Source organism: Frigidibacter sp. SD6-1 (assembly GCF_030143255.1).
Taxonomy (GTDB): Bacteria; Pseudomonadota; Alphaproteobacteria; order Rhodobacterales; family Rhodobacteraceae; genus TMP-24.
Window position 1 is genome coordinate 217239 of the sequence record NZ_JARJNR010000003.1, and the last position, 13473, is coordinate 230711.

Here is a 13473-nt window from a genome sequence, read left to right on the forward strand (position 1 = left end):
GCTTGGTTGCCGCCCGCCGCCACTGCGACTAGAAGAAGCCGAACCGTCCAGCAGGAGCCTCCGATGACCCGCGCGAGACCCGTCGCCCTTTGCATTCTGGATGGCTGGGGCCTCAGGGCGGAGCGTGAGGGCAACGCCGTCGCACTTGCCGAAACTCCCGCCTACGACCGGATCATGGCGACCTGTCCGCATGCTCAACTTGTGACGCACGGTCCCGATGTGGGCCTGCCCTCCGGTCAGATGGGCAATTCCGAGGTAGGTCACACAAATATCGGCGCGGGCCGGGTGGTGGCGATGGACCTCGGCCAGATCGATCTGGCCATTGAAGACCGCAGTTTCTTCTCCAACGAGGCGATGCTGGCCTTTGCCCAGACGCTGAAGGGCACGGGCGGCTCGGCGCATCTGATGGGCGTGATTTCAGATGGCGGGGTGCATGGCCATATCGACCATGTGATCGCGGCGGCCGAGGCGATCACCGCGCAGGGCGTGCCGGTGGCTTTGCATGCGGTGACCGACGGGCGCGACGTGGCGCCCTCGTCGGCGGACCGTTTTATCGCCGATCTGGAAAGGCGCCTGCCGACGGGCGCGCGGGTGGTGACGGTGACGGGCCGTTATTTCGCGATGGATCGCGACAATCGCTGGGAACGGGTTGCGCGCGCCTATGGCGCGATGGTCAAGGCGGAAGGTCTGGCCGCCAAGAACGCAGGTGCGGCGGTGGCCGATGCCTATGTGCGCGGCGAAACCGACGAGTTCATTCAGCCGACGGTCCTTGCAAATTACAAGGGTGCGCGCGATGGCGACGGTTTCTTCTGCCTCAATTTCCGCGCCGACCGGGCGCGGGAGATTCTGCTTGCCGTCGGCGAGGACGCTTTCGCGGGCTTCGACCGCGGCCCGCGCCCGCACTGGGCGGCGCTGATGGGCATGGTCGATTATTCGAAGACGCATGATGCCTTCATGGCGGCGGCCTATCCCAAGCGTGCCGTGGTCAACACGCTGGGTGCCTGGGTCGCAGGCAAGGGCCTGACGCAGTTCCGGCTGGCCGAGACCGAGAAATACCCCCACGTCACCTTCTTCCTCAATGGCGGCAAGGAAGCGCCCGAGGCGGGCGAGGATCGCTACATGGCGCCCTCGCCCAAGGTCGCGACCTATGATCTGCAGCCGGAAATGTCGGCGGGCGAGGTCACCGACCAGTTCGTCGCGGCGATTGAAAAGGGTTATGACCTGATCGTGGTGAACTTCGCCAATCCCGACATGGTCGGCCATACCGGCAGCCTGCCCGCCGCCATTGCCGCCTGCGAGGCGGTGGACCGGGGGCTGGCGCGGGTGCTGGCCGCGCTGGAGAAGGCGGGCGGCGCGATGATCGTGACCGCCGATCATGGCAATGCCGAACTGATGATCGATCCGGCGACGGGCGGGCCGCATACGGCCCACACGACGAACCCGGTTCCCGTGGCGCTGGTCGGCGGACCAAAGGGCGCGCGGCTGAGGAATGGCCGCCTTGCCGATCTCGCGCCGACGATCCTTGACCTGATGTGCCTCGACCTGCCACCCGAGATGACCGGGCGCAGCCTGATCGAACGGGCGGGCGCATGAGGCTTTTCGCGCCTGTGGCGGTGCTGGCGCTGACCGCGACCGTTGCATCGGCGCAGACCGCCCCCGCGACGGCGGAAAGCGCCGCCGTCGAGCTTCGGGCGGCAATCGAGGACTTGCAGGCCGCGAAGAGCGGCAAGGACCGGATCGCCGCGCTCACGCGGACCATCCGCGCCTATGAGACCGGGCTCTCGGCCTTCCGCGACGCGCTCCGCGCCGTCTCGGTGCGCGAGGCGGAAATCCACGCGGGTTTCGAGGCGCGGCGCGATGATATCGGCCGCCTCCTCGGCGTGATGGCGGCGATGGAGCGGGAACCGGCACCGGTCCTCCTTCTCCATCCCTCGGGTCCGCTCGGCGCCGCGCGCTCGGCCATGGTCCTCTCTGCGGTCGCCCCGGCGGTTCAGGCGCAGGCAGAACGGCTGAAGGCGGACCTGACCGAGATGCGCAACATTCGCCGCCTGCAGGAAGAGGCGCAGGCGATGCTGACCCGTGGTCTCGTCGCGGTACAGGAGGCGCGCACGGCGCTGTCGAAGGCGATGCAGGACCGCACCGACCTGCCGCAACGCTATCTCGACGACCCAGAGGAATTGCAGCAGCTTCTTGACAGTGCGGGCACGCTTGACGCGTTTGCCGAAGGCTTGCGCGGGCTGGAAAGCGATATCGGGCCGCCGCTTGAGGATTTCGCCGGCGCGAAAGGCGCGCTCGGCCTGCCGGTGCTTGGGTGGCTCCTGCGCCGCGCGGGCGAGGCGGATGCGGCGGGTATCCTCAGGCCCGGCCTTCTGATCGCCACCGCGCCCGGTGCGCTCGTCACCGCGCCCTGGCCCGCGACGATCCGCTACCGCGGGCCGCTGCTCGACTACGGAAACGTGATGATCCTCGAGCCCGCGAACGGCTATCTATTGATTCTGGCGGGCATGGGCAGCGTGTTTGGCGAAACCGGCGATGTGCTGACGACCGGCGCCCCGGTGGGGCTGATGGGCGGCGCCGAGAGCGTCAGCGAAGAAGGCAGTGGCGCAAACCGAACGGAAACGCTTTATATCGAACTTAGAGAGAACGGCGCGACCGTCGATCCCGGTCCGTGGTTCGTGGAAACGAAGGACAAGTAGGTCATGAAGAAATACCTCTACTCCGCGCTTCTCGGCACGGTGGCGGGCATTGCGCTTACCACGCAGGTGGCAGCACCGCTGGTCGCGCAGGAAAACACCAAGCCCGCCTCGGTCTACGAGCAGCTCGATCTTTTCGGCGACATATTCGAGAGGATCCGCGCGCAATATGTGGAAGAGGTCGACGAGCGCGAGCTGATCGAGGCGGCAATCAACGGCATGCTGACCTCGCTTGACCCGCACTCCTCCTACCTGCCGTCCGAAGCCTATTCCGACATGCGTGAAACGACGCGCGGCGAGTTCGGCGGCCTCGGGATTGAAGTGACCCAGCAGGACGGATTCGTGAAGGTCGTGTCGCCGATCGACGGGACGCCCGCGGCGGAAGCCGGCATCCAGGCAGGCGACTTCATCACCCATGTGAACGGCGACAGCCTTCTGGGGCTCACGCTCGACGAGGCGGTGGACATGATGCGCGGCCCCGTCGGGTCGGAGATCACCATCACCATCGCCCGCGAGGGGTCGGACGAGCCGTTCGACGTGACGATCACCCGAGAGACGATCAAGATCGCCGCCGTGAAACCGCGGACTGAAGAAAATACCGTGATCCTGCGGGTCACGACCTTCAGCGAACAGACCTATGCGGGCATCGAGGAAGGGATCAAGAAGTCCGTCGAAGAGCTTGGGGGCATCGACAAGGTCCGTGGCTTTGTCATCGACCTGCGCAACAATCCGGGCGGGCTTCTGACCCAGGCCGTGGCGGTGTCGGACGCCTTCCTCGACAAGGGCGAGATCGTCTCGACCCGCGGGCGCAAACCCGAGGACAGCGAACGGTTCAATGCCGAACCGGGCGACCTGGCGCAGGGCAAGCCGATCGTGGTGCTGATCAACGGCGGCTCGGCCTCGGCCTCCGAGATCGTCACCGGCGCGCTGCAGGACCATCACCGGGCGATCGTCGTCGGCACCAAGAGCTTCGGCAAGGGCTCGGTCCAGACCATCGTGCCGCTCAAGGGCGATGCGGCCATGCGCCTGACGACGGCGCGCTATTACACCCCCTCGGGTCGCTCGATCCAGGCGCTGGGCATCTCGCCCGATATCGTGGTCGAACAGCCGAAGGTCGATACCTCGGCCACCGGCGAGGACACGCCCGAGAGCATCGCCAAGCGCCAGCGGTCCGAGGCGGACCTGCGCGGCGCGCTGTCGAACGATTCGATGAGCGAGGACGAGAAGAAGGTCTTCGAGGAGGAGCAGAAGGCAGCCGAGGAGGCCGCCAAGCGCCGCCAGGACGATTATCAGATGGCCTATGCGATCGACATCATCAAAGGCCTCGCCGTGTCGCAGGGGACGGAATGAGCGGAAGCGATTTGGGCGGGTCGGCTGCGACGGATGACCTGCCCTACCGGCCCTGCGTGGGCGTGATGCTGATCGATAGCACTGGCCGGATCTTTGCAGGCCAGCGCAAGGACAGCGACGTCGCGGCCTGGCAGATGCCGCAGGGCGGGATCGACAAGGACGAAAAGCCGCGCGCCGCCGCGCTGCGCGAGCTTTGGGAAGAAACCGGGGTGGTGGCCGATCTTGTCGAGTTCGTCGGCAAGACCCATGGCTGGATCACCTACGACCTGCCCGATCACCTTGTCGGCAAGGTCTGGGGCGGCAAGTATCGCGGGCAGAGGCAGAAATGGTTCCTCTACCGCTTTCTCGGCCGCGACGATCAGATCGATATCGCCACCCAACATCCCGAATTTTCCGAGTGGAAATGGGTGACGGCCGACGAGCTGATCGCTTCGATCGTGCCGTTCAAGCGCAAGGTCTATGACGAGGTGGTGGCGGCCTTTCGCGCCTATCTGGCCTGAGGGGCACTCGTCGTCGCACGTCGTGCGCTCCTCGTGCGAAGACAGGCCGCAGGGCTGGATGAGCAGCTAGCCCAGCGGATAATCGGCCAACTCCTCGTAAAGCGCGCCTTCGGGGCGCAGCCAGGACCGGTAAAGGACCAGCCGGTCCGCCGTGAAACCCGGAAGCGGCGTCGCGGCATGAACCCCCAGAAAGCGCGCGACCTCGGCGTGATCGCCGGGGGCAGAATGACGGGGCAGGCGGGCGATCGTCACATGCGGGCGGAACCGCCGCCGCTCAAGCGTCACACCTGCGTTGTGCACCGCCCCCATCACCGACCGGTGAAGCGATCTCAGTCCTTCCGACAGCAGGACTTCCGCATGTACCGTTCCGGGGCTGTCACCAAAGGTACCGAGCGGGCCGAAAACGACTGGAAAGGCCTGCTGGCCTATCCGTTCAAGCTCATAGTGAAGCTCTTCCAGCACGGGCTCGCGCTGTTCGCCCAGAAAGGCGATCGTCAGATGCAGGTTCTCTTCGGGCAGCGGGCGGCCGATCTTGAGGCGCGAGGCGACTTCCGAAAGCCGGGCCGAGACCGGTTCGGGCAGCGGGATCGCCAGAAAGAGCCGCATGGTCAGAAGGTCGGCGGCGTGCAGCCCGAGACGATCACGCAATCGCCGGGCCCCGGGTTGCGGAACCGGTGTGGCTGGCGGCTGTTGAAATGATAGCCGTCCCCGGTCTTCAGAAGCCGCGTCTCTGTGCCGACGGTCAGTTCGATCTGGCCCTCGACCACCACGCCTGCCTCTTCCGATTCGTGGCTGTACAGGTCGGGGCCGGTGTCGGCGCCGGGCTTGTAATGTTCATAGAGAACCAGAAGCGCGCTGTCGGTCGTATGGCCCACGCGCAGGAAGCTGATCTTTGGGTCGGCAGACCCGCCCGGCGGCGTGATTTCCCGGAATTCCTCGTGGGTGAAATGCCATTTGGTGGCGGCGGGCTCATCCTCGGCGAAGAAGGCCGACAGCGGCATGTTGAGACCGCTGAGGATCTTCTTCAGCGTGCCGATCGAGGGGCTTGTCCGGTTCTGCTCGATCATCGAGATCATCGCCGCCGTCACGCCCGCGAGCGCCGCAAGCTGGCGCTGCGACAATTTGCGGGCCTCGCGTTCGGCCTTCAGCCGCGCACCGGTATCGAATGTCATGGATGCTCCTTCCATATGCATGAAATAGCTTGCGGGTCGGCCGGGAGAAAGATAAATTTATTTTCCGTCAATACATAATATTGAACGCACGCCGACGCGGGGCCCGGAGGGGCGGCGCGGCCTTTCAAGGGGAACTGCCATGAAGAACGCCGAAATCGAAGCCCGCCGCAAGGCCGCCATGTCGCGCGGTGTCGGTGTCATGACGCAAGTCTTCGTCGACAAGGCCGAGAATGCCGAACTGTGGGACAAGGAAGGCAACCGCTATATCGACTTTGCGGCCGGGATCGCCGTGGTGAACACCGGCCACCGCCATCCCAAGGTGATCGCGGCGGTCAAGGATCAGCTCGACCATTTCACCCACACCTGCCACCAGGTGGTGCCCTATGAGAACTATGTGCGTCTGGCCGAGCGCCTGACCGCCATCGCGCCGATCAAGGGCGAGAAGAAGGCGGTCTTCGTGACGACCGGTGCCGAGGCGGTGGAGAATGCGGTCAAGATCGCCCGCGCGGCAACCGGCCGTCAGGCAGTGATCGCCTTCACCGGCGCCTTCCATGGCCGCACTTTCATGGGCATGGCGCTGACCGGCAAGGTCGTGCCCTACAAGGTGGGCTTCGGCGCGATGCCGAACGATGTCTTCCACGTCCCCTTCCCGGTGCCGCTGCATGGCGTATCGGTCGAACAGTCGCTCGATACGCTGAACTATCTCTTCAAGGCCGATGTCGATCCCAAGCGCGTCGCCGCGATCATCCTTGAACCGGTGCAGGGCGAAGGCGGTTTCTACGAGGCGCCGCGCGAGTTCTTCAAGGCGCTCCGCGCGATCTGTGACGAACACGGCATCCTTCTCATTGCCGACGAGGTCCAGACCGGCTTTGCCCGCACCGGCAAGATGTTCGCGATGGAGCATTATGACGTGCAGCCCGACCTGATGACCATGGCCAAGGCACTTGCCGGCGGCTTTCCGCTCGCCGCCGTCGTCGGCCGGGCGGACGTGATGGATGCCCCCGGCCCGGGCGGCCTCGGCGGCACCTATGGCGGCTCGCCCATGGGCATCGCGGCGGCGAATGCTGTCCTCGACGTGATTGAGGAGGAGGGGCTTTGCGACCGCGCCAACCAGCTTGGCTCGCGGCTGAAACAGCATCTGGAAATGCTGCGCGCCGAAGTGCCTGAGATCGTCGATATCCGTGGCCCGGGCTTCATGAACGCGGTCGAGTTCAACGATGCCAGGACCGGCAAGCCGTCGGCCGACTTCGCCAACAAGGTCCGGCTGGAGGCGCTGAAGCGCGGGCTGATCCTTCTGACCTGCGGTGTCCATGGCAATGTGATCCGCTTCCTGTCGCCGATCACCATCCAGGACGAGATCTTCACCGAAGCGCTCGGAAAGCTCGAAGATTCCATCCGCGCGGCCCGCGCCTGACGTGATCCAAAGGCGAGGCCTGCGGCCTCAAGTCTTTTCGTGGCGCCGCAGCCGAAAGCTGCGGCGCGCGCGCCTCCGGCGGGGATATTTGGAAACGGAAGAGATCAAAACGCCCCGGTCATGACAACCGGGGCGCCTCTTCCGTTACGGTCATCGGCGTCCCCGCCTGTACCGTTCCTCGAGTCTAGGCGAAGGTGGTTAACGAAACCTTGCCGCTTCCGTTTTCAAATATCCCACGGGGGTCCGGGGGTGTGAAACCCCCGGCCTCTCATCCCCGTAGCCGCTTCAGGATGTCGAGACTTGCATAGCCATCGGGGATCATGCCGATCGCGCGCTGGAAGGATTTGACCGCCGCGATCGTCTTCGGACCGATCTTGCCGTCGGCGCCTCCCGTGTCGAAACCTGCCTGCGTCAGGCGCTCTTGCAGTTCGACACGTTCTGTCAGGGTCAATGCCCGGTCCTCGCGCGGCCACTGGGCCTTAATGGGTGCGCCGCCCTTCAACCGGTCGGCAAGATGGCCTACGGCGATCACATAGGCGTCCGCGGCATTGTAGCGTTCGATGGCACGGAAGTTCGGAAAGATCATGAAGGCCGCGCCGCGCGCGCCCGCAGGCAGCAGGATCGAGGCTGCCCCGCCCTCCTTGACGACTTTCCCGCCCATGTCGCGCACGCCGAGCGCGGCCCAGTCTGCAGCGCTCTTCTTCACCCCGTCGCCGGTCAGATCGACATTGAAATCGGACGGAAGCTGCACCTCGGTGCCCCAGCGCACGCCCTTGCGCCAGCCCGACTTCGCCAGATAGGCGGCGGTCGAGGCGAGCGCGTCGCTCGGGTCATCCGACCAGATGTCGCGCTTGCCATCGCCGGTGAAATCGACCGCGAAGGCAAGGTAGGAGGTCGGGATGAACTGGGTATGGCCCATGGCGCCTGCCCAGCTTCCGGTCATGTCGTCCGGCGCCACATTGCCCGCCTGAATGATCTTCAGGGCCGCGATCAGCTGGCTTTCGAAGAAGCTGCCGCGCCGACCGTCATAGGCCAGTGTTGCGAGGGACTGGATCAGCGGCCGGTTGCCCCGGTTTGCGCCGTAGGAGCTTTCCAACCCCCAGACCGCGACGACGATTTCTTTCTCTACCCCGTAGGCCGCCTCGATCTGTTTCAGAAGGCGGGCGTATTTCTTCAGCGCCTTCCTGCCGTTTGCCACCCTTTCGTCCGACACTGCCTTGTCGAGATAGTCCCAGATCGGCTTGACGAATTCACCCTGATTGCGGTCCTTTTCAACAACATAGGGGTCGTAAGTGACGCCCCTGAAGGCCCGGTCGAAGAGCGCCTCGCTGATGCCGCGGGCCAGCGCACGGGGGCGGAAAGCCTCGACCCAGCGGTCGAAGCCCGCTTCGCTGCCCACGGTGATCAGCGCCTCGGGACCGGTGGACATGGGCGGAGCTCCTAAGGGCGGGGCGGGCTGCGCGGCGAGGGCGGGCAGAGCGGCAAGCGACAGAAGAAGGGTAATCGGGCCTGTTGGTCGGATCATCGGGCTGCTTTCTTTTCGGCAAGCCTAGCCTGCCCGGCGCTGCGCGAAAAGGGGGGCGGGCGCAAACGGCGGATCAGCGCCTGCGCCGCTCGACCTTGCGACGGGCCTTCGCATCGCGCGCGCGGGCCTGGCCGGGTTTGCGCGCCGTGCGCCGCCCGCGCTTCAGCCCGCCGCCGGGCAGGGGCGCGCCCTCGATCTCCAGAAGCTCGAGCGCAAGTCCTCCGGTGACCGGTACCGCCTCGGCCAGCCGCACCGTGACCTTCTGGCCAAGCCCGATCCTCAGGCCGCTATCGGCGCCGGTCAGGGTCAGGCCGTCGGGGTCGTAATGGAAGAATTCGCGCCCGACCGACCGGATGGGTATCAGCCCGTCGGCGCCGGTCTCGTCAAGCTTCACGAAAAGCCCGAACTTCTGCACGCCGCTGATCCGGCCGGGGAATTCGGCGCCGACGCGGCCCGACAGATAGGCAGCCAGATAACGGTCGGTCGTATCACGCTCCGCCGCCATCGATCGTCGTTCGGTGTCGGAAATCTGCCGGGCGGTTTCCTCCAGCATCTCGACATCCGCCGCCGACAGCCCGTCCTTGCCCCAGCCATGGCCCGAGATCAGCGCCCGGTGAACGATCAGGTCGGAATAACGCCGGATCGGCGAGGTGAAATGGGCGTAATTCCCGAGCGCGAGCCCGAAATGGCCGAAATTCTGGGGGTGATAATAGGCCTGGGTCATCGACCGCAGCATGGTGATGTTCAGAAGCTCGTCGAACTCCGTCCCTTCCGATTGTTTCAGAAGCCGGTTGAGCGCCGAGGTCTTCAAGACCTGCCCCTTGGCGAGCGTGAAGCCCGACGCCTCCGCCACCTCGCGCAGGGCGTCGATCTTTTCGGGGCTCGGCTCTTCGTGGATGCGGAAGAGGAGCGGGCGGCGCAGCCGGATCAATTCCTCGGCGGCGGCGACATTCGCGAGGATCATCGCCTCCTCGATCAGCCGGTGGGCGTCGAACCGTTCCTTGAAGGCGACCGAAGTGACATGGCCGTCATCGGAAAGCTGGATCCTGCGCTCCGGCAGGTCGAGGTCGAGCGGCTGGCGCGCGGCGCGGGCCTTCTTCAGCGCGTCATAGGCGCCATAAAGCGGCCGGACATGGTCCATCAGATCCGCAGTACGGTCGTTCGGTGCGCCATCCTGTGCCGCCTGGACCTCCTCATAGTCGAGCGAGGCGCGCGAGCGGATGAGGCCGCGCGTGAACCGGTGCGACAGCTTGTTGCCGTGCGCGTCGATCTTCATCCAGACCGCCAGCACCGTCCGGTCGACATTCTCATGCAGCGAACAGAGATCGCCCGACAGACGGTCGGGCAGCATCGGCACGACCCGGTCGGGGAAATAGGTGGAATTGCCGCGCTTGCGCGCCTCGCGGTCCAGCGCGGACTGGGGCGTGACATAATGGGCGACATCGGCGATGGCGACCCAGAGGATGAAGCCGCCCTGGTTCTTCGGGTCCTCGTCGCCATGCGCATAGACCGCATCGTCGCGGTCGCGGGCGTCGGCCGGGTCGATGGTCAGGAAGGGCAGATGGCGCAGGTCTTCGCGATCACCGAGCGGCGCGGGTTCCATCGCATCCGCCTCGGCGATCACCGCGTCGGGGAAATGGTCGGGGATGCCATGCTGGTGGATCGCGATGAGCGAGACGGCCCTCGGCGCCGACGGATCGCCCAGCACCTCGACGACGCGGGCGCGCGGCAGGCCCATGCGGCCTTTCGGTCCGGCCAGTTCTGCCTCCACCAGTTCGCCGTCCTTTGCGCTGAGGGTCGCGTCGGCGGCGACCAGCCATTCCTTCTCGGCGCCCTTGTCGACCGGGATGATCCTTCCGCCTTCGGCCCCCTTGCGGAAAAGGCCGACGATGCGGATAGGGTTGGTGCCGATCTTGCGGATCAGGCGCGCCTCATAGGCATGGTCCGGTGCCTTGACGGGGAGAAGCTTGGCAAGAATGTGGTCGCCCTGTCCAAGTGCCGGATCGCCCTTGCGCGGGATGAAAAGGACGCGGGGCGCGGGCCCGTCGCCCTGCCAGTCCTGGGGGCGGGCGAAAAGATCGCCGGACGCGTCGGGCGCGAGCATGGTCAGAACCCCGACCGGCGGCAGGGCGTCGGGGTCGCGGTAGGACCGGCGGCGTTTTTGCAGCTGCCCCTCGGCTTCCAGTTCCTTCAGAAGCCGCTTCAGCTCGATCCTCTGGGCGCCCTTGATGGCGAACGCCTTGGCAATGTCGCGCTTGCCCGTCTCGCCGGGGTTTTCGGCGATCCAGGCGAGGATATCAGCCTTGGAGGGAAGCTCTCTCATGGGCGCGGCCTAGCATGCAACGCAGCCGCCGTCATGCGGAAAGCGCGGGTGGGGGCTGTCTGCCCCCACACCCCCGAGGATATTTGCGCCACAGTGAAAGCTGCCTTCATTCTGGTCCAAATATCCGCAGGGGAGCGCGAGGGGACGGCAAGTCCCCTCGCCCTTCCTTCAGAAAGACGGTCAGGCGAAATAATCGGCCAGTATCCGCCCGTAGATCGCCTTGAGCTGGCCGATCTGTGCCACCTCCACACGTTCGTCGACCTGATGCATGGTCTTGCCGACGAGGCCGAACTCCACCACCGGGCAATGGTCCTTGACGAAACGCGCGTCCGACGTGCCGCCGGAGGTCGAAAGCGCGGGGTCGAGCCCGGTTTCGGCCCTGACCGATCCGGCGACAAGCCGGGTGAAATCGCCCGGCGGGGTCAGGAAGCTTTCGCCCGATATGTCGATCGAGAGCGTGAAGCTCACGCCGGTCTCGGCCTCTGCGCGCGCGGCCTCGGCCTTGAGCCAGTCCGACAGCGAGGCACCGGAATGGGCGTCGTTGAAGCGGATGTTCAGCCGGGCGCTGGCGCGGGCAGGGATCACGTTCCCTGCCGGGTTGCCGCAGTCGATGGTGGTCAGGGCAATCGTCGAGGCATCGAAATGGTCCGTCCCCCGGTCAAGCTCATGCGTGGCGAGCCGGTCGAGCAACCGCACCAGCGCGTGCAGCGGGTTCTTCGCCCGGTGCGGATAGGCGGAATGGCCCTGCACCCCGGCCGCCTCGATGTGGCATGACAGCGAGCCGCGCCGACCGATCTTCATCATGTCGCCCAGCCGTTCGGGGCTGGTCGGCTCGCCGACGAGGCAGACCGACATGGCCTCGCCCTTGGCCTTCATCCAGTCGAGGAGTGCGACCGTGCCATCCTTGCCCGGCCCTTCCTCGTCTCCGGTGATCGTCAGGATGATCGCGCCGTCGGGCGGGGTCGTGCGGACGAAATCGATGGCTGCCGCCACGAAGGCCGCCACACCCGATTTCATGTCGGTGGCGCCACGCCCCCAGAGCCAGCCGTCGTGAATCTCGCCGCAGAAGGGATCGCGGGTCCAGGCGGCGGCATCGCCAACGGGCACCACATCGGTATGGCCGTTGAAGCCGAAGGTTCGATTGGCGCCCGGACGCCCCCAGCGGGCGAAAAGGTTCGGCGTGCCGTTTCGGTCGACGCGCGTGCAGTCAAAGCCCGCGCCAGCAAGCAGACTTTCCAGAAGCTGCAGCGCGCCGCCTTCCTCCGGCGTGACCGAGGGGCAGCGGATGAGGTCGGCGGTCAGCGCGACGGGGTCGACGGGAAGGTGGGACATGATCCTGGCCTCAGTGCAAGGTCGCGGCGCGGCTTTCCTCGTCGTAGAACGGCGTTGCCTGCACGACGATGACCGCATTCTCCGCAAGCGCCCGGTCCATCAGTTCGCGCTCGTCCGCGTCGACCTCATGGCCCTGCGCCACGCGCTCCTCAGGGGTGCCGTATGCGGTGACATCCAGCGGCGCCATATCGGCCTGCTTCAGCACTGCCACGCATTCACGTACCGCTTCTTCCTCGCTTACGCCGGTCGAATAGCACAGAAGCGCTGCGCCGGTTGCGCCCTTGGGCAGCCCGTCGCCGTCCTTGCGGCCGACCTCGACAAGCAGTGTATAGACCTGCTGCGGACGTTTGATCTTGGCCGGACGGTCGGTCTTGTCGCTGTCATCGGTCATGCGGACGTTCCTTGAGCGGGATCGCGCCGGACCCTAAGCGCGCGGGCGAAAAGGTGCAACTCTCCGCGCGCAGCCTAGCCGAAGTTGCGCTTCATCGCGCCGGCCACCTCCGGCCGGCCGGCCGCCGCGCGGCCGATGGCCAGAAGGCCTGGCGCTTCGGTCGCAAACCAGTCCTTTCCCGGCCGCCAGTTGGTCAGCACCGCGAGATAGAGGTCGAGCGCGCTGAACCTGTGCCCGAGGAACCAGGGGCCGCCGCGATCTGCCACGACGGCAGCGACCTCGCGCCAGAGCGTCCGGTGATGATCGTCGATCCGCACCCGATAGGCCTTCGCTGCTTCAGGATCGGCGACGAAGCGCGAAGGATCGTCGGCGAACGTGTGGCAGGGATAGATATTGGCGACGATGAAGACCAACCAGCGCAGGAAGGCCGCCCGCTCCGTCGCCCCGGGGCCGGGCACCAGGTCGTCGCGCCCGGTGACGTCGGCCAGGTGCAGGGTGATCGCGGCGCTTTCGGTCATCACCTCGCCGGACGGCAGGATCAGGGTCGGGATCTGGGCGCGCGGATTGAGCTTGCCGAGCCTTTCCCGCGCCTCGGCGCTGTCAAACAGGTCACCGGTCTCGATCAGCGCGCACGGCAGCCCGTACCACGCGAGTTGCAATTCGACGAGCGCCGAGCCCCAGCCGGGCATCTGATGGAGAACATAGGTCATGGCAATCCACCTCAAATGAACATAACGTGAACATACAGGGCTGGCCGACCGAGACAACGCCGA

General features: G+C 66.0%; 12 protein-coding genes. 5 read left to right on the forward strand and 7 right to left on the reverse strand.

The window, feature by feature from the left end; all coding sequences use genetic code 11:
• The first annotated feature begins 63 nt into the window (after positions 1-63).
• The 4 genes from gpmI to P0645_RS07500 are packed head-to-tail and all read left to right on the forward strand — an operon-like array spanning position 64 to position 4543.
• Positions 64-1593, forward strand: a complete 1530-nt coding sequence (gene gpmI / locus P0645_RS07485; RefSeq protein WP_284163956.1) for a 2,3-bisphosphoglycerate-independent phosphoglycerate mutase — start codon at positions 64-66, stop codon at positions 1591-1593.
• Complete coding sequence (locus tag P0645_RS07490) at positions 1590-2696, forward strand: murein hydrolase activator EnvC family protein (RefSeq protein ID WP_284163957.1); 1107 nt, start codon at positions 1590-1592, stop codon at positions 2694-2696. The genes gpmI and P0645_RS07490 overlap by 4 nt, the downstream gene beginning before the upstream one ends.
• 3 nt (positions 2697-2699) lie before the next feature.
• Entirely contained in the window at positions 2700-4043 is a 1344-nt protein-coding gene (locus P0645_RS07495; RefSeq protein WP_284163958.1) for a S41 family peptidase, read from the forward strand.
• The gene (locus tag P0645_RS07500; protein WP_284163959.1) at positions 4040-4543 is read left to right on the forward strand and encodes an RNA pyrophosphohydrolase; all 504 of its coding nucleotides are present in this window, start codon (positions 4040-4042) and stop codon (positions 4541-4543) included. Before P0645_RS07495 ends, P0645_RS07500 begins: the two co-directional genes overlap by 4 nt.
• Positions 4544-4609: 66 nt before the next feature.
• On the opposite strand, the gene thpR is transcribed toward P0645_RS07500, so the two are convergent.
• Both thpR and P0645_RS07510 read right to left on the reverse strand, forming a co-directional pair.
• Positions 4610-5191 (reverse strand): RNA 2',3'-cyclic phosphodiesterase, encoded by a 582-nt coding sequence (gene thpR, locus P0645_RS07505; RefSeq protein ID WP_284163960.1) that lies wholly within the window; start codon positions 5189-5191, stop codon positions 4610-4612.
• Entirely contained in the window at positions 5152-5715 is a 564-nt protein-coding gene (locus P0645_RS07510; RefSeq protein WP_284163961.1) for a cupin domain-containing protein, read from the reverse strand. Before P0645_RS07510 ends, thpR begins: the two co-directional genes overlap by 40 nt.
• Positions 5716-5854: 139 nt before the next feature.
• Between P0645_RS07510 and P0645_RS07515 the strand changes: the two genes are divergently transcribed.
• The gene (locus P0645_RS07515; protein WP_284163962.1) at positions 5855-7129 is read left to right on the forward strand and encodes a 4-aminobutyrate--2-oxoglutarate transaminase; all 1275 of its coding nucleotides are present in this window, start codon (positions 5855-5857) and stop codon (positions 7127-7129) included.
• Positions 7130-7397: 268 nt separating this feature from the next.
• On the opposite strand, the gene P0645_RS07520 is transcribed toward P0645_RS07515, so the two are convergent.
• The 5 genes from P0645_RS07520 to P0645_RS07540 form a co-directional block, all read right to left on the reverse strand.
• Positions 7398-8654 (reverse strand): lytic murein transglycosylase, encoded by a 1257-nt coding sequence (locus P0645_RS07520; protein WP_502854579.1) that lies wholly within the window; start codon positions 8652-8654, stop codon positions 7398-7400.
• A 73-nt stretch (positions 8655-8727) separates the two neighbouring features.
• A complete protein-coding gene (gene rnr, locus P0645_RS07525) occupies positions 8728-10977 on the reverse strand; it encodes a ribonuclease R (RefSeq protein ID WP_284163964.1) in 2250 nt (749 codons plus the stop codon).
• Between the two features lie 180 nt (positions 10978-11157).
• Entirely contained in the window at positions 11158-12309 is a 1152-nt protein-coding gene (dapE, locus tag P0645_RS07530; RefSeq protein ID WP_284163965.1) for a succinyl-diaminopimelate desuccinylase, read from the reverse strand.
• A 10-nt stretch (positions 12310-12319) separates the two neighbouring features.
• Positions 12320-12700: a DUF8846 family protein gene (locus P0645_RS07535; RefSeq protein ID WP_284163966.1), complete on the reverse strand. Its 381-nt coding sequence runs from the start codon at positions 12698-12700 to the stop codon at positions 12320-12322.
• A 74-nt stretch (positions 12701-12774) separates the two neighbouring features.
• The gene (locus P0645_RS07540; protein ID WP_284163967.1) at positions 12775-13410 is read right to left on the reverse strand and encodes a glutathione S-transferase family protein; all 636 of its coding nucleotides are present in this window, start codon (positions 13408-13410) and stop codon (positions 12775-12777) included.
• Positions 13411-13473: the final 63 nt, after the last annotated feature.

Excerpts from the sequence above, each read along its gene's own strand:
- rnr (WP_284163964.1), bottom strand. The coding sequence starts at position 10,977 with ATGAGAGAGCTTCCCTCCAAGGCTGATATCCTCGCCTGGATCGCCGAA.
- P0645_RS07510 (WP_284163961.1), bottom strand. The coding sequence starts at position 5,715 with ATGACATTCGATACCGGTGCGCGGCTGAAGGCCGAACGCGAGGCCCGC.
- P0645_RS07500 (WP_284163959.1), top strand. The coding sequence starts at position 4,040 with ATGAGCGGAAGCGATTTGGGCGGGTCGGCTGCGACGGATGACCTGCCC.
- P0645_RS07495 (WP_284163958.1), top strand. The coding sequence starts at position 2,700 with ATGAAGAAATACCTCTACTCCGCGCTTCTCGGCACGGTGGCGGGCATT.
- dapE (WP_284163965.1), bottom strand. The coding sequence starts at position 12,309 with ATGTCCCACCTTCCCGTCGACCCCGTCGCGCTGACCGCCGACCTCATC.
- P0645_RS07520 (WP_502854579.1), bottom strand. The coding sequence starts at position 8,654 with ATGATCCGACCAACAGGCCCGATTACCCTTCTTCTGTCGCTTGCCGCT.
- gpmI (WP_284163956.1), top strand. The coding sequence starts at position 64 with ATGACCCGCGCGAGACCCGTCGCCCTTTGCATTCTGGATGGCTGGGGC.
- P0645_RS07540 (WP_284163967.1), bottom strand. The coding sequence starts at position 13,410 with ATGACCTATGTTCTCCATCAGATGCCCGGCTGGGGCTCGGCGCTCGTC.
- P0645_RS07490 (WP_284163957.1), top strand. The coding sequence starts at position 1,590 with ATGAGGCTTTTCGCGCCTGTGGCGGTGCTGGCGCTGACCGCGACCGTT.
- P0645_RS07535 (WP_284163966.1), bottom strand. The coding sequence starts at position 12,700 with ATGACCGATGACAGCGACAAGACCGACCGTCCGGCCAAGATCAAACGT.
- P0645_RS07515 (WP_284163962.1), top strand. The coding sequence starts at position 5,855 with ATGAAGAACGCCGAAATCGAAGCCCGCCGCAAGGCCGCCATGTCGCGC.